Here is a 22062-nt window from a genome sequence, read left to right as displayed (position 1 = left end):
TTTGATCCTAAACATCAAAAGAGCAAGGACAGAAGTTTGTTGTTGGATAGCAAATCTACCTATTATATAATGCGCAACAATTCAGCATAACTACCACTGTCATTCTCTATCAAGGAATTAGATCTCATGTTTAGCAAAGCCCTATTAACTGCGACATACAAAAATGGAAGACCCAGTCAACGAACCGATGAACATGAGAAAGCCGAGCATCACCGTTTTAAAACGGAATATCTGTTTAAAACCACCAAGATCCCCCAAGATTTATATGTCGCTCGATTAATTCAACATTTTTTGATCATTAAAGCCATAGAAACACAATTACAAAATTTGTCAAAAACGGATAAATCAGAAATTAGTGCATTTTTTGCTTTATCTTATCTGGAACATTTATGGCGTACCCCAGGAATAGAAAATGATTTACGGCAATTAGGTATTAATCCTAATGAAATTCATGAGAATGAGACAGCAAAAACAACTGGAAAATACCTGAAAAATATAGAAAAACTCACTCCTAAAGTCCTACTATCCCATTTTTTATTACATGTTGCCGGTTTTATGCATGGTGGAAATATTATCCGCTCGAAATACATTGAGCCTAGTAATCGTTTAACATCTTATCAAATACCAACGAATCAATATGATTTTTCCTCTGCCGCCTCATTTTTGTCTACTGAAAAACATTCAGCACTGGATCTTTACCAGGATATGATGAAGCAAGTGGATAATATAACTCTGGACAATGAGGAGTATGAAGAGGTTTTTGAGCAATGCAAAGGTATCTATGAAACCATGACAAACATCTATGATGACTTATGTGATATGCACATTCATCAACCAAAACTATCGGGTTACTCGCTTGCTGTTTTCAGTGTCAGTATAATTGCTATTGCATCTTTGGCATTAATTTTAAAACTAATGACTAATTTCTTAAATCCAATGACAAATCATCTATCACCTAATCCTGCTTAAGACTCAGAAGAGTGACTTTATGTATTCTAGTCAAGCAAATTATCTCGATCATTAGTAACTGTAAGCTCAGGATCAACAGGATTCCCAGGAATTTTTCTGGTTTCACTAGCCCATTCACCTAAATCAATGAGTTTGCATCGGTCAGAACAAAAAGGCCTGAAAGGATTTTCTGGATGCCAGGTATTTTGTTTACTGCAAGTAGGGCAGATAATTTTTTGATGGTTGTGCATAACTTTCTTCAATAATTTATGTCAGATAAGGAGTATGCGATACGACACCAGTGATTTTCAATACACCGATTTCATTTTTCCACTTCAAACTAATCAACATGCATTTCGCGCACTAGAGCCAACCATGCTTTCGCAGCTTCTGAAAGATAGGAATTTCTACGCCAAGTCATAGCCATATTCCATTGTAACTCACTGTCGTTAAGTAAAAGAGTGTGAATTGACGTGCTATGTCTTTGAGTAGCAATCATCCGAGGTAAAAATGTAACACCAAGACCTGCCAAAACAAGCTCTAGCATAAAATCAATCTGACTGCTTTGAGCAACCACCTTTGGCTCGAAACCGGCTCGATGACAGGAGTCCAGTATCATTCGATGTAGAGCAAAACCACTGCCAAAAAGGATGAATGGTATGTTTCTAAGTTCTGATAAAGAAATGGAATGTCTGGTTGCTAATGGATGGTTCGATGCCAAGAGTGCCACTAAAGGTTCAGAGCGAACGAGTTGGCAATCAAATTCTTCAGAAATTGGTAATAAGGTTCCAGCAAAATCTATATCTCCCACTCGCAAACACTCAGCAAGCTTATCACTCCCATGTTCAATGAGCTCTACCTCAATACCTGGATAACGTTGGCTATAGAGCACAAAAAGAGGAGCAAATAGAGTACTACTACCTACTGGAGAAATGCCCAGGCGCAGTCGTCCTTGCTTCAAACCTCTGATTTCATCAAGTTCTTTAAGCAGATCATCTCTATCAGCAAGCAATTTGGTACCTCGCCGATAAACAATTTCACCTGCGGTAGTCGGTACATTACGCTTTTTAAGCCGATCAATTAGAGGAACACCCAGTTGCTCTTCAAGTTGCTTTATGGCTTTACTCACAGTGGACTGCGTAGCAAAAAGATTTTTAGCCGCTTTGGAAAAGCTGCCCTGGCGCACAACCTCAATAAAAGTATGAAGCAGTTTAAATTCCATAATTATTCCAAATTGGAAAGGTTATGAGTCTATAAATTCATTTTATTCATCTTAAAAGAAAGTGTAAACTTAATTGAAAAATTAATATCCATCTTGGCTGCATACATGACAATAAAACTCCAAAAAAACTCACTCTTCCAAATCGGATTAGTTTGCCTATTTTGGGTGACGAGCGAAATACTGGTCAGTCTTATAAAACTCCCCTTATCCGGTGGGATTCTTGGCTTGGGAATTGTTTTACTACTTTTAGCGACAAAACGCTTAAAACTGGATAATATAAGGCGTGGTGCCGAATTACTCCTGGCCGATATGCTCCTTTTTTTTATTCCAGCTGTACTCGCAATACTAGAGCATCATGAATTTATTGGTCTCTTAGGTTTGAAGATTCTCTTTGTTATTTTGCTCAGTACAATGGTCGTGATGTTAGTCACCGCTACCGTTGTTGATTATTGCTACCATTGGAGAGCCAATCATGCTAAGCCGCATTCTCTCTGAACCAGTAATACAAGCACTTTTCTGGTCACTTATAACGATAAGCTTGTATTTTATTGCCAAAAAATTATATAAACAGTGGCCATTTTGGTGGCTAATGCCACTGGCCTTGACACCAATACTTGTCGCCAGCCTCGTTCTTATATTGCATGTAAGCTACCAGGATTATTTTCGCGGAACAAAATGGTTAGTACTATTAATTGGGCCTGCAACTGTCGCCTTCGCGATTCCTATTTATGAGAAACGTACCCTTATTCGCCAACATTGGCCGATCCTTTTGATAGGTGTGATTGCAGGAAGTCTAACCGCTGTATTATCCAGCTGGGCATTAGCAATTCTTCTTGGCCTTGATGACAATTTACGCCTAAGTCTGCTACCTCGTTCTATTAGCACCCCCTTCGCAATGGAAATTTCACGCGGCATTGGAGGAACACCTGATTTGACTGCCATTTTCGTTATTATTACAGGAATATCGGGAGCCATTATAGGTAAGTACCTACTAACACGCCTATCTTTTAATTCAGCCCTTGCCAGAGGTGCGCTTTTAGGTGTTGGCGCGCATGCAGCAGGAACTGCACAGGCTCATAAAATGGGGAATACTGAAGGAGCTATTGCCAGTCTGGTTATGATTTTAGTGGGTCTTTTAAATATACTTCTTCTCCCTCTTATTAGCTATTTTTTGAATTAAGTAAATAACAAAGGATCATTTTAGAATTCTAGTCAGGGGGATTGGGAGTTCATTTCAAGTCAGTTGTTACGTATACGTATTCTTGTGAGCACACTGTGTAGTTTTAATTACTAAAGGGTAATTTTCAAAGTAATCAAATTGAATTGAAATTTCTGCCTATTGAACACCCCCGATTCCAAGTTGGGTTATAGTTTGCAATTATTTTTCTTCTTTAAGCCGTTTACGGCGGGAGAGCTCCGCTTCCGATGGCTCATCGAGAGCGAATGATCCTGTCTTGATATCTCCTGCACGCGCGTATGAGGCAGCGATCACCCCATTGGGTGAAACCACGCTTTCGAGCAATTTGAATCCAACCGGAATTGTCCCTTCGGCGAACAAATGCTTGCCTCCACCAAGTGTAATTGGGAATATTTTCAGCCAAAACTCATCCACCAAATCATGTTTCAGAAGTGTTTGAATGAAGTTGCCGCTACCATAAACCTGCAACTCAGGTCCATCCTGCTCTTTAATCTTTCTAATTTCTTGCGGGACATTGTCAGTGATAAGTACAGAGTTCGCCCAGTCAAGTTTCATAAGCGTTGTCGAGACAACGTATTTTTTCGCACTATTGAATTTGTCTGCAATCGGATCATCTTTCACATACGGCCAGTAAGCAGCGAATATCTCGTATGTTTTCCTGCCCAGCAATAAATCAAAGGGACCTTGCATTTGCTTGTCCATCACTTTACCAAGAAAGCCATCAAAATAAGGGAAAACCCAACCACCATGCTTGAATCCACCTGTAGGGTCTTCCTCCGGGCCACCAGGAGCCTGAATCACCCCATCAAGAGTGATAAATGATAGTACGATAAGTTTTCTCATATTATTTCCCTTATATGCTTACTTAAAAATTGTAGTATCCAATCCACTATCCCAGATACCAAATTTTGAAATAATTCGCATACATTTCCCTACTGTAAAATCATTTTTAGTTTAAATTTGCATATTATGTGAACACATCGCAGGGAGCAATTGATTAGTATGCTCTTTTTGTTTTCGTTTTATTAAAGAGAGTTGATCAAATAACCACTGCTGTTCCATAGCATAAAACTTCTGTGCCAACCTGTCCGACTTCACCTGTGTCGTAACGCATTGCAATAATGGCATTGGCATTGAGTTCCTGGGCGTGTTCTATCATCAACTGAAACGCTTCATCTCTTGCATGTTCACACATTTGCGAGTAGGCGCCAATTTTTCCACCAACAATTGATTTCAAGCCTCCCATCAATCCCTGACTGATGGTGGGGGAGCGCACCACTATCCCTCTTACTATACCCAAATACTGTTTGATAGCTTTCCCCTCAAACGAATCACCTGTCGTTATCATCATTGTCATGATCGGCTCACTGAAAATTCCTTTTATCTTTTCATAATAGTTTAAAATTTTAAAAATAGTAGTGCGTTGGTAATAAAATTAGTGAAAATCATGTCCATACTGGTTTATAGCTCTTTTTCCAAAAGTATTAAGCAGTCTTTCATGATCTGACATTCTGAATAAAATACATCTACTTTATTGTTTAATTGGAGTTCCACTGATTTGCCACAAAATTGGTTTGATTTAAAAGCGAGACTTCATAAATTTCCTGCAGAAAGAGATATTTTTTGGTTATCGTCTCCGTGACAATTGAATTAATTATAATTTTCTTAACTCTAAATCTATAACACTCGATTTTGGAATATGGCCATCATATAAATGATAATATTTCGCAGAGCCACCAGGATTTGTTTCGAAAACCAATCTCCCCGGTAGTTTTTGTGGATCAAGCTTAAGAATCATAACTTGTTGTGCATGTCGCCAATATTTCTTTAAAATATTGGGTATCTGTTCTTTCGTTGCCAAATGAATGAATGTACTATCAATGGGTTCAAGCGTTAAAAATGGATAGTCTTTTCCACTTTCCCAACTTTCCATCGAAAGAATTTTATATAGTGTCGGTGCAATTGAGCTTGCAGAAAAAATACTATGAGACAAAGTAAAAGTAATAAAAATATTTGTTAATCATCTTATCGCATACTGTTTTAAAGTCAAAGTAATAATAGATGAGAAGCACATATCAAAAGACAGTAGGAATTGAACTTGCTTACAGCGATTTTAAATCCTTCCATCCCAAAGACCGTGAAAAACCAGTTTAATGCAGAATTAAAGTCTGAATCGTCTAAAAACCGTATCGGCTTCAAATGTCCTGTAAAAAAGCAAGTAATGGCACGAATTCCTCTTTTTTACTGGTAACCCTTATCTTGTTAACTAGATATTTCTTCTCCCACCCAGTAGTATTACTAGTAATATTAATATAATAGAGAGAAACCACCCCATTAGTTGGTTCATTTCTTTTTCAAAGGTATTGCATGAAAACAAAGCGTTTTCTTCAATGGATGATTGCAATTATTTATCTATACGGAGGAGGAGTATCCTTTGCTGCTGATAAAACAGAACCACTCACGCTAGCTGAAGCAGAACATTTAGCTCTTGCCATCTCCCCTGAATTAAAGCGTTTTCAAGCAAATAGTCAAGCATTACAACAACAAGCTGTCGCTGATGGCCAATTACCTGATCCACAGTTGCTGACTGGTATGATTAATGTTCCTACGGATACCTTCAGTTTTACCCAAGATGAAATGACTATGGTACAAGTTGGAGTGCAACAACAATTTGCACGAGGTCACTCTTTAAAGATGAAATCTAAACAAACACAAGCTTTAGCGCAAGCAGAGTTTAAGAAAGCCTTTGATCAAACCATTACCTTGTTACGTAATGTACGTGAAATTTGGTTAGATCTGTATTATTGGACGAAAGCCTTAAATATTCTACATGCTAACCGGTTATTATATAAGGACTTACTGAAAGCCACTCAATCTCAATACAGTAATGGCAAAATTAGTCAATCCGATGTGATTCAAGTGGAATTGGAATTATCCAAACTCAGTGATCAGGAAATTCAAATTCAGCAACAACTGGCTGTATTACGCGCACAACTCGCTCGATGGATTGGAGTTAAGGAAGACAATCGCCCATTAGCTCTTGTTATGCCTCGATGGCCCAGGCTACCACCATTGAACCAATTACAGGCTCGATTATCAAAACATCCTTTATTAGAAGCCGATGCAGCCAATGTGAAGGCATCCCATTACGAAGTTGCGTATGCCAAAGAACAATATAAACCAGGTTGGTTATTAGGTGTGAGCTATGGTTTTAGGCAAGGAATCATGCTAGACAGGATGCCTCGATCGGATATGTTGACTGCTCAAGTCACAATGGACCTGCCTTTTTTTACTGCTAATCGACAAGATAAGCAATTAAATGCCAGTTACAACCGACTCAATGCCAGTCATTGGGATAGACAAACTCATTATCAAGATTTGCTCCAGGCACTCAACGCGCAATATACGACGTGGCAACACCTTTCCGAACGTGAAACCATCTACGAGAAGCAGTTGCTTCCTGAAGCAATGCAAAATTCTAAAGCAGCTTTGTTGGCTTATCAAAATGCAACCACTGAATTAACCACTGTGCTACGTGCTTACAGCAGCCAATTAACTATTCAACTGGAACAAGTACAGATACAAGTCGAACGCTTGAAATCCCGTGCAACACTACTGTATTTAGAGGGAGTTGCTTTATGAACAAGAAATTATTACTCATAATCGTAATCTCCATTATTTTGGGAGTATTTCTGGGACGTTGGACAGCTACATTCATTAATGGAAAAGCTTCGCAAGAGACAACAAACAAAAAACCACTCTATTGGATTGATCCTATGGAACCGACAGTCCATTATCCGGGACCAGGGAAATCGCATATGGGTATGGAACTTATCCCAGTCTATCCAGAGAACAACCAGGAAAAAGGCAATGAGGTGACTGTGCGAATCACTCCGACTGTTGTCAATAACCTTGGTATTCGTATAGCCCCTGTAATACAAACAACATTAGCTAAACATATAGACACGGTAGGTTATGTAGAGCCTAATGAAAATCAGATCAGTCATATCCATACTTATGCTGATGGCTGGGTGAAAAATCTGGTGGTCAAGACGGTGGGAGACTCGGTTAAAAAAGGTCAGTTGCTGTTTCAATATTATTCACCTTTGCTAGTAACCGCCCAAGACGAATACCTAATTGCCTTGGAGGGCAATAATCAATCATTAATCGCAGCGTCTTATAAGCGGTTACAAGCATTACACATTTCTGATCAACAAATTCAAGACATCAAAAAAAGTCATCAATCGAACCAATTAGTAGCTATTTATGCTCCTCAAGATGGGATTGTTACGGAGTTAAATATTCGGGAAGGTATGCGAGTTACGCCTGATGTGGAAATAATGAGTTTGGTTGATCTTGCAAGTGTTTGGATAATTGCCCAGATTTTTGAAGAACAAGCTGCTTGGGTCAAAGAAGGTGACTCTGCCGAGGCGCGAATATCTGCATTCCCTCAAAAACTATGGAAAGGCACCGTAGAATATGTTTACCCTCGATTAGAGCCCATGACTCGCACCGTCAAAGTAAGATTTCGTTTTGATAATCCCGACAATCAATTAAAACCCAATATGTACGCCAGCATTTCAATACTGGTAAAACCGAAATCCAATGTGCTGAGTATCCCTCTTGAGGCTTTGATTCGGAACTCTCACGGTGATCGGGTGATCGTAGCCTTGGGCAAAGGGCGTTTTCAAGTCCGTCAAGTCAAGACAGGTATGGAATCGGGTGGTCGAGTCGAAATTCTTTCGGGCCTTAAGGTAGGAGAAAACGTCGTTATTTCCGGACAATTTCTACTTGATTCCGAATCGAATTTAAAAGCGGGTTTGGAGCGCTTGGAGTCACCTAAAGAAAATGGAAAAAATTCCTCAGGGATATCCCAGTAAAGGACAAGAACAATGATTGCAGACATCATTCGCTGGTCAATAAAAAATCGTTTTTTAGTGCTGCTCGTTACCTCGATGTTAATAATAGGTGGTATTTATATCATCAGCAATACTGTCGTCGACGCTATCCCTGATTTATCCGATGTACAAGTGATCATTAAGACAGAATTTCCTGGACAAGCACCGCAAGTAGTTGAAGATCAAGTCACTTACCCCTTAACTACTGCTATGCTAGCAGTACCTGGAGCTGTTACGGTAAGAGCTGAATCAGGTTTTGGGGTGTCTTATGTGTATATCATTTTTAAAGATGGGATTGATCTGTATTGGGCACGTTCACGTGTTTTGGAGTATTTGAGCCAAATTGCCAATCAATTACCACCCGGAGCTCAAGTAGCTTTAGGACCTGATGCAACAGGCGTTGGATGGGTTTATGAATATGCGCTTATTGATCGTACAGGCCAGCATGATTTGTCACAACTGACCAGTATGCAAAACTGGTTTTTGAAATACGAGTTGCAAAAAGTACCTGGTGTTGCTGAAGTGGCTACCGCAGGTGGTATGGTAAAACAATATCAAATTACTTTAGATCCCAATCGATTACGCGCTTACGGTTTGACTTTGGATCAAGTCAAACAAGCAGTGTTACGTGGTAATCGTGAAGCGGGAGGCTCCACCATTGAAATGGGCGAAGCAGAATACATGATAAGGGCTAAAGGCTATTTGCAATCTATCCAGGATATTGAGCAAATTCCAGTCGGGTTAGGTAAGAATGGCATACCCATTTTATTAAAAGAAGTAGCACAAATACAATTAGGCCCGCAAATACGTCGAGGCATTACTGAATTAAACGGTAACGGAGAAGTCGTAGGTGGTATCATTGTCATGCGCTCAGGGCAAAACGCCATGCAAACCATTTCTAACGTCAAAGCAAAACTTGACCAATTGCAAGCCAGTCTTCCGAAAGGAGTAGAAATAATTACTACCTATGATCGCTCCAGTCTAATCCAACGAGCGATTAATACCTTACGAGATAAATTGATTGAAGAATTTATTGTTGTTTCTCTGATTTGTGTCGTCTTTTTATATCATTTTCGCTCTTCATTAATCATTGTGATTAGCTTGCCTATTGCAATTTTGCTCGCATTGATGGTGATGCACATGCAAGGAATTAATGCCAACATCATGTCCTTAGGGGGTATCGCTATCGCCATTGGCGCCATGGTAGATGCGGCCATCGTCATGATTGAAAATGCCCACAAACACATAGAACATAATACCATTACCTCAGAAAATCGCTGGTCAATAATGGAGCAAGCCGCCCTTGAAGTGGGTCCACCTTTATTTTTCTCTTTACTTATCATTACGGTGAGTTTCTTACCTGTCTTTACCTTACAAGCTCAAGAAGGAAGGTTATTTGCGCCGCTTGCATACACTAAAACCTATGCGATGGCAGCTGCTGCAGCACTTTCAATTACCTTAGTACCCGTATTAATGGGTTATCTCATCCGTGGCAAAATAAAAGTAGAACAAGAAAATCCAGTCAATCGTGCCTTAATGGCTGTCTATCGACCGATTCTAAAAGCCAGTTTGCAAGCACCCAAAACAACAGTAGCAATCGTTGCCTTTATCGTACTTATTGGATTTTGGCCTATCGCTTATCTTGGTGGTGAATTTATGCCGGAATTGGATGAAGGGGATTTGCTCTACATGCCAACTACTTTTCCAGGTATTTCAGCAGGCAAAGCACAACAACTCTTACAACAAACTGATAAACTAATTGCAACCATACCTGAGGTTAAAACGGTATTTGGCAAAATAGGGCGAGCCGAAACAGCAACAGACCCGGCTCCTTTATCGATGATGGAAACCACCATCCAATTCAAACCTAAAAATGAATGGCGTCCCGGTATGACCATGAATAAACTGCGTGATGAACTGGAGTCACGTCTCAAATTGCCAGGGCTTTCCAATGCGTGGGTGATGCCTATTAAAACCCGCATTGACATGCTAGCAACCGGGATTAAAACTCCTGTAGGAATTAAAATTGCAGGACCTGATTTAAAAACCATTCAATCCATTGGCCAACAAATTGAAACCGTGTTGAAAAAAATACCTGGTACAACGTCCGTTTTTGCCGAACGTGTTGCCAGTAGCCGTTATGTGACCGTAGATATTGACCGTATCAAAGCTGCGCGTTATGGGTTAAATATTGAAGACATTCAGCAAATTATTGAAACAGCCGTGGGTGGAATGAATGTGACACAAACAATTGAAGGACGGGAACGTTATCCGATTAACTTGCGTTACCCTCGTGAGATTCGCGATTCCTTAGAAAACTTACGCTCACTACCCATTGTCACTCCAACAGGAGCCACCATTCCTTTAAGTGAAGTGGCTAACGTTACGATTACTGAAGGACCTGATATGATTCGCAGTGAGAACGCCAGGCTCAATGGCTGGATTTATGTGGATATTACAGGACGTGATTTGGGCTCTTATGTGAAAGAAGCTCAGAATATTATTAGACAACAGGTGAAATTACCCGCAGGTTATTCACTAACCTGGTCTGGCCAATACGAATATTTGGAACGTGCCAAAGAACGCTTGTCTCTGGTTGTTCCTTTTACATTAGCCATTATTGCTTTCTTATTGTATCTTAATTTTCGTCGCCTAAGTGAAGTCATCATCATTTTAGCTACCCTGCCATTGGCGCTCGCAGGTGGCATTTGGCTATTGTATTTACTAGGTTATCACTTGTCTGTTGCAGTAGGTATTGGTTTTATTGCTTTGGCGGGGGTTGCGGCTGAAACAGGTGTCATTATGCTAGTGTTTCTGAATCAGGCCTTGAAAAAACAAAAACAGCAAGCAGAGCACGAACAGCGCGCGCTTACACGCCATAATGTATACGACGCAGTCATCGAAGGTGCTCTTCTACGACTACGACCCAAAATTATGACCGTGACTGCCATTATCGGTGGTTTATTGCCGATTATGCTCTTAGGTGGTACTGGCTCTGAAATAATGAGACGTATTGCTGCTCCAATGGTGGGTGGTATGGTGAGTGCAACCATACTCACTTTGATTGTCATTCCAGTGATTTATCTTTTGTGGCAGCAGAAAAAATGCATGGAAAAATAATAACTGGTAAGTGAATTATTGATTATATTGAGCACCACTATTTAACAAATAAATCAGTCCTTCCATACGCGCAATATGTGTTCAGAACAAGTTAAATATTCATCCATATCCATGCCATCAAAATCAGACCAGTGTTCATACCTAACTGGATGGGGGAGTTGCTTGTCCTATTTCTTATCGTAGATGATCACACCATCCCAATCACTGGGAGGTTCATGCGTTGTGAAATGGTGCGCTCTTTCATAAAACATTTGTGCTGGTTTATCGTTTGGATTGGTTTTCATAATTTGTGCAAATAATCTTGCGGCTTCTTTAAATCTACGACTATAAAAATAATCAAGCGCTTGGTTATAATCCTGTAATGTAGCTTTTTTTAAGGCTATGATTTCTTTATCTTCTGCGTCACATACTTCATAAATACACACCGGTTCCATTTTTCCAACGACCCGGATCTTATCGAGGTATCGGATAAAATAAGCATCTTTTTGAGTGAGTTGTTCAACCACCTTATTGCTGATAATAACTAAAGCGTTATAGTACTTTGTTAAACCTTCAATCCTGGATGCTAAATTGACGGTATCTGAAATGACAGTACCGTCCATGCGTTGCTCCTCCCCCACAGTACCCAGCATTACACTGCCACTATGAATTCCAATCCCAAGATGAACGGTGTGGTAACGCATGCTGTCTTTACTTTTATTATACTTTTCTAAAACACGGTGCATAGACAGTGCGGCATTTAAGGCGTCATCCACCTGTCCAGAGAATAGAGCCATAATGCCGTCGCCGAGGTATTTATCAATGATTCCCTTATTATTACGAATAACTGGCCCTAAATGTTTAAGATAAGAATTAATGAAATCAAAATTATCTCTGACGCTCATTTTCTCAGAAATAACTGTAAAATTTCGCACATCAGCAAACAATATCGTCATTTCACTCAAAATATGATCACCTAGATTGACATCAACAATGCTTTCTTTTTTCAGGAGTTTTAAAAGATCATAAGGGACAAAGCGATTAGATGCCGCAAGGATTTGCTGGATAGTATCTGCCATGTAATTGAAACTGTATCCAAGTCGGCCAATTTCATCATGACTGCGCAAGTCGGAGCGTGCATTAAAATCATTCTTTGCAAATTGTCGGACTAATTTATCGAGCCGAATGATACCTCGAGTCATTGCAACCCCAAGTATCACTGCAGTAAAGAATGAAATGAGTAATGCGATGCCAGCCACTAAAATCGATTGTTGAGTCACTACCTTTAGGGCTTTTTGGGCGTCTTCATTAGTCATGTCAATTGCCAGAAGTGCCAAAAACGTTTGGCCATTCTTCGCAAAAATTGGCGCATACCCGGAAATCGTGTAAGTGTGATATATGTCATCATAAGTGAATTGTTTTTCGATCAAAAAAGCCTTTTCTCTAAATGCCTGTTGCATCACTGGCCAGGAGGAAATATTAAAATCGGCATAAAAATCAAGTGTTTTCGAGGTGGGGTAAAGGAAATCCGCATCAACAATCTGCTTGGCTACGTTGGGATCTCGGGTTGGGATAATCAAGTAAATATACTGTACGAGATTGCTTGTAGAACGGATAAAATCTAATTGTTTTGCCAATAAAATCATCTCTTTTGAATGCTGAATGGCATTAATTTGTTTGTTTGACAACGGCTTTTTGGTTTGATCAATGATAGTTTTTAAAGCATCACGATTTAAAATTTGGGTGCTAAGTTGCGTCATCGTCTTAACGTTGTACAAAAATTCTTCAAACATTCTTTTTTTAAGCATGCTGTAAGATACATAACCTAGAGCGATGCTTATAAAAAAACTAATGGCAAGAAATGCTACCATCAGCTTATAACGAAGACTAAAAAAGTAAGATTTAAACATAATCCTTTGTCTTTAACGTATTCTCTTACAACTGAATAATTCGGCCATGGAGATGTCAATACTGCCTTAGACTATTCCTAAGTTAAGGGTAGCTCATACTAATTGATTGGGCAACCAGATGACAATTTAGCCAAAATTTTACGCATGTATGAATTACCTCTCATCAAGTGATTATCCAAGCCAAAGCGGCATAATAGTAGACCTCTTGCATAATCTGCCTCTTTTATTTTATTGCTGTGTTGTAGAGATTTCTGCGGTGCTCATTTACTCTATGTAAACTTCGCTCCCTGAAACCTTTACGCCTCGCACTAAAGCAAAATATACAGGTTATGCAAGAGGTCTAGTTAAGGACTATGTGAGTGCCACCTTCTAGTTGAACACCCAAATTCTCACCATGCGCTCAAATTATTTTATTGAAACATTCTATTTTTGGTAAATTTTTAATCAAAAGCTCTATACTTTAAGAATATGTTGAACCAAAAATGGGGATCTGTCATGCATTCCAAATATGATAAACTCATTTACATCAATTTGACCCAAGATCAAATAACGGCCAATATTGATACGCTTATAATTCATGAAAGCCCCACAACACTCGTGAAAATACCAGACGGAAGTGACCTTAAGATCCTGGATGGTCCTGATTTCTTTCCTGAACCGATTACAAACCGTACTAAAATATATTTTTCGGCTCATGGACATGAGGACTTAGATGACATGGTCCTTGATAGACAAAAAGGCAATTCAAAGATATACAATTTAGATGATGTTGCCGCCTATTTTGGAAAATTACTAAAAAATCCTGATTTTAAAAATCCTAATGTAATACCTCGGTTGACGCTGGTGTTGAGTGTATGTGAAGGATTAGGTTTTGCCAAAAACTTACAAAAAAAATTATTTGACGACTATGGACTATTTATTGATGTGATTGCCAATAAAAATGTATTACATGAGCAATTTATACACCCTCCAGGTGGAAATACGGCATATATTACACACAGAGAAACCTCCATCAAAACTGTGGGGAGAGAACACAAGCGACCACATAGCAAGGTATTATTGACTATTGATAAAGATGGTTCACAGCAAGAAATTGATGCCTATGAATTAAAATGGATAGAAAATGTCCTCAATACGATTCATCAACAAGTAGCAACCTTTAGCAAATGGGCTGATTTTGAAAAGCCAGAAAACATCAGAATATTAAAAGGGCTCACTGCCTTTTGTCAGGATGTTGATGCCCTCATCTCGTTATCCATCAATCAAGATATTAATTTGACTGCTAATAACCTCTTGGCATTGCTGCTAAGTTGTCAGAAAAGCTCTGCTGATCCACTGTATCAACAAGCAATGAACTATGAAATGTTTCAAATCGTGACGAGAAATCTCATTAATGAAGGGGTAAGATATATAAATCCGAAAATGGAGATGCAAGAATATTTTCATGCTCTTGAGAACCTTGAATCACAAAAGAACAAAATGATTCGAGATAAGGTTGCCCCCAACATATTTCAGGCAAAAAAAGCAATTTTTTCTGCATTACTCACTGAAGCTTCAGAATATGGTATAGAGTCGGTCTTGGAGCAACTTGAAAAAGCAAAGCGAGAAGTGTCCGAGGGGAAGATGAATCCTTTTTAAGTAACAACAGAAGTTTATTTAAAAATGAGGGATGTGACACGTGCCGTAGGAATATCATCGATGAATTCTTCTCGAATGAGAGATTTCGCACGATCGCTATCGAAAACCTCCTTAATGTCCATAATTTTTCCAGCGGGAACATTTTCTCTGTATAGAATTTCGAGAAGCTCATCGCTCTGCCATGTCGCTGTTTGTTTAGCAATTAGTGAAGCAAGTCTCTCTCGGTTCCTTACTCTGTTCTGATTGTTCCTAAACTCATCCTGCCCTGGCAGATCTTTTAGCCCGAGGACAGTACATAGTTTTTCAAAATGCCGATCGGAGCCTATTGCAAAGACTACAAGAGCACCATCTGCTGTATCGAACAATTCGCCATAGGGAGCGATATTTGGATGTATTGACCCGATGCGCTGTGGTACTTGACCAGTCATTAAGTAATTTGATGCCTGATTAGCAAGACTGCTAACGGCAGCATCGTAAAGAGAGACAGTAACAACCTTGCCTTTCCCACTTTTTTCCCGAATATAGAGTGCCAGAAGGATGGCTTCTTTCAGGTGGTGTGCCGCAAGGACATCGATTAGAGCGACAGGCATTTTAACCGGGCCACTGTCATGAGTACCATTGATTGACATAAAACCGCTTTCGCCCTGAAGGACAAGATCATAGGCTACGCGGTCGCTTTCTTCACCGTAGCCATTTATTTTTCCAATGATCAGGCGCGGATTGATACTGAGAAGATGAGCGTCTTGCATTCGAAGTTTTATATCATCGCCCTTTTTAAAATTCGTTATTAAAATATCGGCTTCTGAAATAAGGTGCAGGAAATGGTTGTGATCCTCTTCCTTCATGAGATCTAAAAAGAGGTATTCCTTCCCGAAGTTAACACTTGCAAAATAAGCTGAAATCTCAGAATCAGGGTCTTCTCCCGGGAGTTTCCATGTTCTGGTAACATCCTTATGCATGGGGTGTTCGATTTTAACTACTGAAGCACCTAACTCAGCAAAGAAAGTACCTACAGATGGGCCAGCGAGGACCGAACTCAGATCAATTACCTTTAAACCATTTAACATATGTTAGTTTTCCAAAGCTCAGTAAATACCCAAAAGCCCTATCCCATTTGCTCCTTATTGTGAGGATGATAAGAATGGCAAAAGCATTCCGAATTAAGCAAAGACTAACCCGGGATATGCTATTTTTAAGTCACATTGCTTGATAGTTGTTTCACCAGGTCATAAAGAAACGCTTGAGCTTCATAGAATGATTCAACGCGAATTCGTTCATCACGCCCATGAGCTCGAAAATCATCTCGATCTAAAAATAGTCCCATTGTCCCATAGGTAGGAATTCCAACTGATCGCAGATAACGTCCATCCGTTGCACCAGTAACCATAATTGGAATAGTAGGAACAGAAGGCCAATAGGTTTGAGTGAGCTGAGCAATAGTTTTTAATATTTCGGGACTAAGTGGGGAACTTGGACCTCTTGATATTTTGCCAATGCGTTTTAGCGTAACTTCCGGATCGTTGATAGCTACCCTTAGGGATTGCTCAACCATTTCAGGTGAGTCCTCTGGAAGAACACGACAATTTATTGTGGCAACAGCCAGTTGCGGTAAGGCATTTATTGCATGTCCCCCTTCCAGTACAGTAGGAATACACGTGGTTCGCAGAATAGCATTCCATTGTGGTGAACTATCAGCTAAACCTTGCATGGCTTGCTTAGAACCCTTGCTTGCCTCAATCATTTCTGTTTTCAATGACCCTGTCTCAATAGTAGCCATCTGTTTAAAATAAGCAGCGGTGACATCATTAGTTTTTAAAGGAAAATTAAATTTTGACAGACGCTCTAAAGCCCCGGCAAGGCGATAAATAGCATTATCATTGGTAGGAAGCGAACTATGACCGCCTTTATTACGGACCTCAAGATTGTAATTGATAATGTATTTTTCACTCACTTGGATATTTTGTGATATTTTTTTCCCTTTAGCCAAATCGCCCCATCCACCTTCGTTAAGGGCGAAGTCAGCCTCAATTAAATTCTTATGATTCTTAATCAACCAGCTAATTCCGTTGTATGGGCTACTTCCTTCTTCATCAGCTGTCAAAGCAACAATAATATCACGCTTGGGTTTAAACCCTTCATGCTTATATTGGATTAAGTTTGCTATCCAAAGAGCAGCTTGAGCCTTATCATCCAAAGTGCCTCTTCCATAAAAATACCCTTCTTTTTCAGTAAGTTGGAAAGGATTCATACTCCAATCAGAAGACTTGGCTTCAACAACGTCCGTATGCGCAAGTAATAACAAAGGTTTTTGCTCCCCAGTACCATGATAACGAACAACCAGATTGGCCTTTTGGGGACTAGCACCACCAACAAAGATATCTTTATCGGAGAAGCCTGCTTCTTTTAAGCGTTTTACAGCAACCTCGACTAGAGGCGTTGTTGATCCGGTAGAGAATCCAGATTGAACTTCGATAAATTGTTTATAAATAGAGCGTGCGAATTGTTGTTCATCCTCAGGTCGAGTGATATTTGCTTCTGTTGCCCCAGTAATCAGTGCGAAAACAATGGAAAATGAAATTTGGGTTATTTTTTTCGAAATCATAGAATGAAATCCATTCAAAGGATTAAACGTTTCTTGGAGAAACTAACTATAAAGTAATCTAAGTAAAAAGCAATGTACATTTTGGAAGTCATGACTTCATTTTTTATTACACCCTTTCGCGTTCTTTGTATGCAAAATTCGAACCTTTGCCCTGTTACTTTGGGAATGATATTCATCTTACGAAACCGCTTTAGCATTGGGATAGCTTCCTGAATAATTGTTTAATAGCGGAAAACGGATTTTGTTTCATCATGTTGAAGTCAAAAATAGCAAATGAGTTTTAACAGCAGACCATTCGTTTGCAATGATGCTGTATACACAGGTGTCCCTCAATGTGCCGTCGGGCATGATCATATGATTTCGCAAAATACCATCGAATTTTGCGCCGATACGCTCAATCGCTTTTCGGCTTTGTTTATTAAAACTATGTGTTCTGAATTCGACGGCGATACAGTCCATGGTTTCAAAAGCGTGAGTAAGAAGAAGTAATTTACACTCTGTATTTACAAAGGTACGTTGCGCACTTTTTCGATACCAAGTGCCACCGATTTCAACACGACGGTTTGGTTTATCTATGTTCAAATACGTGGTCATCCCTATGGCATTTTGTGTTTGATTATCAATGACGGCAAAGGGCAGCATGGTTCCTGCTTCTTGCATAGATAAGCGAGCAAGGATATTTGCTCGCATTGAGGTGGGTGACGGCACAAATGTGTACCATAACTTCCATAATTCACCATCTTGTGTTGCACAGACAAAGTCGTCATGATGTGATTCAGAAAGCGGAACCAGTGTCACATTGTTCCCTTGAAGAGTAACTGGTTTGAATGCATCGGTTGTCATAAAGATATTTTTATCTTAACCATATTAATTTTCTATCATACCACGTTCGATGTTTCTTAAATTATATTACTATGATGTTTTATAATGTTTTGAGGACCGCATTTTAGGGTCAGCGTCCTTTACGCTTATAAAATTTGTATTGATTACTTGAAGTTATGAAACACTTTATCTGACACATGGGTCAAGTTTTTAGAGAATGGACTAATTTTTCTAACTTATCAGCCGACATTGGTTTATTAAAATAAAACCCTTGGAATTTATAGCAATTATGTGATTCTAAATATTTAAACTGGCTCGTAGTTTCAACGCCCTCAACGACTAAATCCAAATGTAAATTGTTAGCCATGTCGATAATCGCTTGGAGAATCACTTCATCTGAACGTTTAGAATTAATATTTTGTATAAAAGAATGATCAATTTTTAATTGATCAATGGGGAGCTTACTCAGATAATTAAATCCTGAATTAGCCGCGCCAAAATCATCAAGAACAATACTCACACCCAGCTTCTTCAATTCATTAATTGAATCAGTCACATTTACTGTATTGATAATGACATTTTCAGTCACTTCCACTTTCAAATATTTAGGATCCAGCTTACTGGTTTTTAATATATCTTTAATCATTGTAATAAAATCAGGCTGCATGAATTGCTTAGTCGCAATATTTACTGAAACAGGAAAGGCTTGAATTCCTTTGTCCTGCCAGGCCTTATTTTGATAACAAGCTGTCCTGATAACCCACTCACCAATCGGTACAATTAGTCCCGTTTTTTCTGCAAGTGGGATAAAATCCATAGGCAATAAAATACCTTGTGTTGGATGTCGCCAACGAATCAGGGCTTCTACCCCAATTAATTTTTGTTCCTGCATATCGTATTGTGGTTGATATTCTAAAAAAAATTCATTTTCAATTAGTCCACGGCGCAGATCAAATTCTTTTTCTAAACGAACAATGGATTTTTCTTCCAATTCAGACGTGTATAATTGAAATTGACTCCCTCCTAAAGCCTTCGCCCGATACATCGCCAGATCAGCATTACGTAAAAGCTCTTCAACTGTTGAGCCATCTTGAGGATAAACACTGACTCCAAGGCTTGCAGAAATAATAATGTCTCGATCTGCAATCTGCAGACTTTCATTGAAAGTATCTAAAATTTTTTTTGCAATATGCTCTACATGTTCAATTTTATGTACTTCTGATGAGACGGAGATGAAAATAAATTCATCACCACTTAAACGTGCAATGGTATCTTCTTCTCTTGTAACCTTAGACAGGCGCTCAGCTATTTGTTTAAGTAAAATATCGCCTGATTCATGGTTAAAACTGTCATTGATTAGTTTAAATCGATCAAGATCGATAAAAATCACGGCAAACATCAAATTATGTCTTTTAGCCCGAGCAATTTCATGATTAATCCTATCCACTAGCAAAGCTCGATTGGGTAAATTGGTTAAACTATCATGAGTTGACTGGTACTCAAGCATAATTAAAGTTTTTTGTAGGGAATTGGTACGTTCTTCGACAGTTTTTTCCAAAATTTTCTCGCGATTTTTTGATTCTTGCATCAATCGCCATTTTTTGGTTAATGAACAGGCTAGTTGTCGTACAGAAATACTATCAAAGGGTTTTTTGAGAATTAATAAATTATCAGTTAGCCCCAATTCATCTACAGTTTCCTCCCAGGTATAATCAGAGTAGGCTGTGCAAATCACAATCTGTATTTCTTTATCTGAGGCCCAAATGCGTTTAATGGTTTCAATGCCGTTTAATCCAGGAGGCATGCGAACATCAACAAAAGCCAAAGCATAAGGTTCTCCCTGATCTAAAGCCTGTTGAATATATTCAATACCCTCCTCCCCTTGCGAAGCACAGTCAATTTGAAAGGATGGAAAATCAGTCTCGGCAGATTCTGATTTATCTCCAAAGACCAGTTGATTTAGTTTGTTAAATGTTGGGGTTAATTTTCTCATTTTTAATATTTTTTGAAAATCAAGATGAATCGCAGGATTATCATCAATAATTAATATTCTAAAATTGTTTTGAGTATCCATTGCTACACCCCTCCCACCTCTTTTAATAAGCTTGCTTTGCGATAAGGTAAATTAACGGTAAAAGTAGAACCCTTTTCAAGGCCTTCGCTGTTAGCACGAATTTCGCCCCCCAATTCATTGATAGCAAGAGCAGAGGCATGCAGACCAAATCCATGACCCGATTTTTTAGTTGTGAAACCAAAAATAAAAATTTTATTCAAATTGTCTTTTGAAATACCAATACCATTTTCAGAAATCTGGATTTCAATTTTGTCTCTATTTATCAGCCCTGTTTTAATGATTAGGGCTTTATTTGGATTTGAGGATTCAAGTAAGGCATCTTTTGCGTTGGAAAGGAGATTACCGAATACTTGAAACAATTTAATCTTATCAACCGTAATAGGCTTGATATCGCCATATTCTTTCTTAACCTTAATCTCTTTTTTTAGATGAACGCCTGACAAGAGAAGAGTTTCATCAATAAGATCATTAATAGAAATAATCTGTTCAAAATTATCCACTTTAATAACCTTTTGTTGGGTTGATATGATGTTTTTGATAAGTTCGACATTTTTGGAAATTTCTTTTAATTCACCCATCTGGAGTTCATATTCATTTTGCCAACACTGGGCTAACTCATTAATATAAGCTCCAACATGAACGCCGTGCGGATCTTGGGTGAGAAACTGAGGTAAATCTTCTTTATGAGTATTCAATAGATCTGCTAATTTTTTTATTTCTTGCAACGGTGAAGAATGCTGGCTGGCTATCATTGTTTCGACTGACACATTAACAGAATTGAGCACATTACCTACATTATGCAAAACAGAGGCTGAAATTTCAGCCATGCCTAATTCTCGAGCCCTTTCAAATTGCTGTTGATTTTTAGCTTCTTTATAAGAAGAAGCTAAAAAAGCAATGCCTAAAATCACTATAGTGACTCCAGCGATTATAATGGCCAGGAGGGTTTGATTAAGTCCGTGGTAACTGCTTATTTCGATGGGCTTACATAGAGGAGTAAACACGGATGCACCCATTGCTGTATAATGCATTCCACAAATTGCCAAACCCATGGTGATGGCCGATAAAATTTTAATCCGGGTTCTTAATTTTAAAACGACCGTGTTGCTTTTTAAAGCGAACCAGATAGCAGCCTCTGAAGCTAAAATTGCCACAAGAATTGATAACAAAAATAAGCTAGGCAGGTAAGCAATATTTAACGAAATAAGCATTGCCGCCATGCCTGTATAGTGCATGGAGGCAATCGCTAATCCTAAAATTAAACCGCCAGCAATGAGATGAATAATATTAATGATTGATTTTTTTAATATAAATAAGGCAAAACAAGAAGCCAAAATGGCAACAAAAAGTGAAAAAACAGTCCATAACAAATCGTACTCCAAAACAAGACCAGGAATTGTAAATGAGAGCATCCCAATGAAATGCATAGACCATATCCCTGACCCCATCGCAATAGCACCACCCAATAACCAGAGCCTGGCATCTTTTTTTGTATTATTGTGATCTCTTAAGCGTCCCGTTAAATCAAGTGCAATATAAGAAGCCATAGCAGCCACTAAAAAAGAGAGAATAACTAATTTGGGATCATAGATCCCTATTAATTGATTAGTTGGTAAGGCATCCAATTGAAAGAAGCCAGTATACATTTACA

The 22062-nt window shown here is 38.9% G+C and carries 18 protein-coding genes; 7 read left to right on the top strand and 11 right to left on the bottom strand.

Going from position 1 to position 22062, the window contains the following annotated elements:
* The first annotated feature begins 126 nt into the window (after positions 1-126).
* Complete coding sequence (locus ACZ5EK_RS01215; protein ID WP_464430980.1) at positions 127-969, top strand: biliverdin-producing heme oxygenase; 843 nt, start codon at positions 127-129, stop codon at positions 967-969.
* A 26-nt stretch (positions 970-995) separates the two neighbouring features.
* On the opposite strand, the gene yacG is transcribed toward ACZ5EK_RS01215, so the two are convergent.
* Positions 996-1199: a DNA gyrase inhibitor YacG gene (gene yacG / locus ACZ5EK_RS01210; protein WP_464430979.1), complete on the bottom strand. Its 204-nt coding sequence runs from the start codon at positions 1197-1199 to the stop codon at positions 996-998.
* 89 nt (positions 1200-1288) lie between these two features.
* Positions 1289-2170 carry a LysR family transcriptional regulator gene (locus tag ACZ5EK_RS01205; RefSeq protein ID WP_464430978.1) on the bottom strand — a complete coding sequence of 294 codons (882 nt, stop codon included), beginning with the start codon at positions 2168-2170 and terminating at the stop codon, positions 1289-1291.
* Positions 2171-2275: 105 nt separating this feature from the next.
* On the opposite strand from ACZ5EK_RS01205, the gene ACZ5EK_RS01200 reads away from it, so the two are divergent.
* Complete coding sequence (locus ACZ5EK_RS01200; RefSeq protein WP_464430977.1) at positions 2276-2665, top strand: CidA/LrgA family protein; 390 nt, start codon at positions 2276-2278, stop codon at positions 2663-2665.
* Positions 2643-3350: an LrgB family protein gene (locus tag ACZ5EK_RS01195; protein ID WP_464430976.1), complete on the top strand. Its 708-nt coding sequence runs from the start codon at positions 2643-2645 to the stop codon at positions 3348-3350. Before ACZ5EK_RS01200 ends, ACZ5EK_RS01195 begins: the two co-directional genes overlap by 23 nt.
* A 198-nt stretch (positions 3351-3548) precedes the next feature.
* Here ACZ5EK_RS01195 and ACZ5EK_RS01190 read toward each other — a convergent pair whose 3' ends face one another.
* From ACZ5EK_RS01190 to ACZ5EK_RS01180, 3 genes are all read right to left on the bottom strand, one after another.
* The gene (locus ACZ5EK_RS01190) at positions 3549-4211 is read right to left on the bottom strand and encodes a dihydrofolate reductase family protein (RefSeq protein WP_464430975.1); all 663 of its coding nucleotides are present in this window, start codon (positions 4209-4211) and stop codon (positions 3549-3551) included.
* 196 nt (positions 4212-4407) lie between these two features.
* On the bottom strand, positions 4408-4725 hold the full coding sequence (locus ACZ5EK_RS01185) for a YbjQ family protein (RefSeq protein WP_464426127.1): 318 nt from the start codon (positions 4723-4725) through the stop codon (positions 4408-4410).
* Positions 4726-5022: 297 nt separating this feature from the next.
* On the bottom strand, positions 5023-5301 hold the full coding sequence (locus ACZ5EK_RS01180) for a DUF952 domain-containing protein (RefSeq protein WP_464430974.1): 279 nt from the start codon (positions 5299-5301) through the stop codon (positions 5023-5025).
* 434 nt (positions 5302-5735) lie between these two features.
* Between ACZ5EK_RS01180 and ACZ5EK_RS01175 the strand changes: the two genes are divergently transcribed.
* The 3 genes from ACZ5EK_RS01175 to ACZ5EK_RS01165 are packed head-to-tail and all read left to right on the top strand — an operon-like array spanning position 5736 to position 11386.
* Complete coding sequence (locus tag ACZ5EK_RS01175) at positions 5736-7010, top strand: TolC family protein (protein WP_464430973.1); 1275 nt, start codon at positions 5736-5738, stop codon at positions 7008-7010.
* Entirely contained in the window at positions 7007-8248 is a 1242-nt protein-coding gene (locus tag ACZ5EK_RS01170) for an efflux RND transporter periplasmic adaptor subunit (RefSeq protein ID WP_464430972.1), read from the top strand. The genes ACZ5EK_RS01175 and ACZ5EK_RS01170 overlap by 4 nt, the downstream gene beginning before the upstream one ends.
* A 12-nt stretch (positions 8249-8260) precedes the next feature.
* The gene (locus ACZ5EK_RS01165) at positions 8261-11386 is read left to right on the top strand and encodes an efflux RND transporter permease subunit (RefSeq protein WP_464430971.1); all 3126 of its coding nucleotides are present in this window, start codon (positions 8261-8263) and stop codon (positions 11384-11386) included.
* Positions 11387-11553: 167 nt separating this feature from the next.
* Here ACZ5EK_RS01165 and ACZ5EK_RS01160 read toward each other — a convergent pair whose 3' ends face one another.
* A complete protein-coding gene (locus ACZ5EK_RS01160; RefSeq protein ID WP_464430970.1) occupies positions 11554-13275 on the bottom strand; it encodes an adenylate/guanylate cyclase domain-containing protein in 1722 nt (573 codons plus the stop codon).
* A gap of 495 nt (positions 13276-13770) precedes the next feature.
* On the opposite strand from ACZ5EK_RS01160, the gene ACZ5EK_RS01155 reads away from it, so the two are divergent.
* Positions 13771-14913, top strand: coding sequence for a hypothetical protein (locus ACZ5EK_RS01155; protein ID WP_464430969.1), 1143 nt, complete (start codon positions 13771-13773; stop codon positions 14911-14913).
* 14 nt (positions 14914-14927) lie between these two features.
* On the opposite strand, the gene ACZ5EK_RS01150 is transcribed toward ACZ5EK_RS01155, so the two are convergent.
* The 5 genes from ACZ5EK_RS01150 to ACZ5EK_RS01130 form a co-directional block, all read right to left on the bottom strand.
* Complete coding sequence (locus tag ACZ5EK_RS01150; RefSeq protein ID WP_464430968.1) at positions 14928-15980, bottom strand: CaiB/BaiF CoA transferase family protein; 1053 nt, start codon at positions 15978-15980, stop codon at positions 14928-14930.
* Positions 15981-16105: 125 nt separating this feature from the next.
* On the bottom strand, positions 16106-17515 hold the full coding sequence (locus tag ACZ5EK_RS01145; protein ID WP_464430967.1) for a M20/M25/M40 family metallo-hydrolase: 1410 nt from the start codon (positions 17513-17515) through the stop codon (positions 16106-16108).
* Between the two features lie 249 nt (positions 17516-17764).
* Positions 17765-18358: a GNAT family N-acetyltransferase gene (locus ACZ5EK_RS01140; protein WP_464430966.1), complete on the bottom strand. Its 594-nt coding sequence runs from the start codon at positions 18356-18358 to the stop codon at positions 17765-17767.
* 181 nt (positions 18359-18539) lie between these two features.
* A complete protein-coding gene (locus ACZ5EK_RS01135) occupies positions 18540-20411 on the bottom strand; it encodes a two-component system response regulator (protein ID WP_464430965.1) in 1872 nt (623 codons plus the stop codon).
* A gap of 2 nt (positions 20412-20413) precedes the next feature.
* Positions 20414-22057, bottom strand: coding sequence for an MHYT domain-containing protein (locus tag ACZ5EK_RS01130; protein ID WP_464430964.1), 1644 nt, complete (start codon positions 22055-22057; stop codon positions 20414-20416).
* Between the last annotated feature and the right edge of the window lie 5 nt (positions 22058-22062).

The organism is Legionella sp. JM-2024 (assembly GCF_055389095.1).
This window is presented reverse-complemented; position numbering and strand designations above follow the sequence as displayed.

Coding starts and splice junctions, on each gene's coding strand:
- ACZ5EK_RS01215 (WP_464430980.1), top strand. CDS start 127: ATGTTTAGCAAAGCCCTATTAACTGCGACATACAAAAATGGAAGACCC.
- yacG (WP_464430979.1), bottom strand. CDS start 1,199: ATGCACAACCATCAAAAAATTATCTGCCCTACTTGCAGTAAACAAAAT.
- ACZ5EK_RS01205 (WP_464430978.1), bottom strand. CDS start 2,170: ATGGAATTTAAACTGCTTCATACTTTTATTGAGGTTGTGCGCCAGGGC.
- ACZ5EK_RS01200 (WP_464430977.1), top strand. CDS start 2,276: ATGACAATAAAACTCCAAAAAAACTCACTCTTCCAAATCGGATTAGTT.
- ACZ5EK_RS01195 (WP_464430976.1), top strand. CDS start 2,643: ATGCTAAGCCGCATTCTCTCTGAACCAGTAATACAAGCACTTTTCTGG.
- ACZ5EK_RS01190 (WP_464430975.1), bottom strand. CDS start 4,211: ATGAGAAAACTTATCGTACTATCATTTATCACTCTTGATGGGGTGATT.
- ACZ5EK_RS01185 (WP_464426127.1), bottom strand. CDS start 4,725: ATGACAATGATGATAACGACAGGTGATTCGTTTGAGGGGAAAGCTATC.
- ACZ5EK_RS01180 (WP_464430974.1), bottom strand. CDS start 5,301: ATGGAAAGTTGGGAAAGTGGAAAAGACTATCCATTTTTAACGCTTGAA.
- ACZ5EK_RS01175 (WP_464430973.1), top strand. CDS start 5,736: ATGAAAACAAAGCGTTTTCTTCAATGGATGATTGCAATTATTTATCTA.
- ACZ5EK_RS01170 (WP_464430972.1), top strand. CDS start 7,007: ATGAACAAGAAATTATTACTCATAATCGTAATCTCCATTATTTTGGGA.
- ACZ5EK_RS01165 (WP_464430971.1), top strand. CDS start 8,261: ATGATTGCAGACATCATTCGCTGGTCAATAAAAAATCGTTTTTTAGTG.
- ACZ5EK_RS01160 (WP_464430970.1), bottom strand. CDS start 13,275: ATGTTTAAATCTTACTTTTTTAGTCTTCGTTATAAGCTGATGGTAGCA.
- ACZ5EK_RS01155 (WP_464430969.1), top strand. CDS start 13,771: ATGCATTCCAAATATGATAAACTCATTTACATCAATTTGACCCAAGAT.
- ACZ5EK_RS01150 (WP_464430968.1), bottom strand. CDS start 15,980: ATGTTAAATGGTTTAAAGGTAATTGATCTGAGTTCGGTCCTCGCTGGC.
- ACZ5EK_RS01145 (WP_464430967.1), bottom strand. CDS start 17,515: ATGATTTCGAAAAAAATAACCCAAATTTCATTTTCCATTGTTTTCGCA.
- ACZ5EK_RS01140 (WP_464430966.1), bottom strand. CDS start 18,358: ATGACAACCGATGCATTCAAACCAGTTACTCTTCAAGGGAACAATGTG.
- ACZ5EK_RS01135 (WP_464430965.1), bottom strand. CDS start 20,411: ATGGATACTCAAAACAATTTTAGAATATTAATTATTGATGATAATCCT.
- ACZ5EK_RS01130 (WP_464430964.1), bottom strand. CDS start 22,057: ATGTATACTGGCTTCTTTCAATTGGATGCCTTACCAACTAATCAATTA.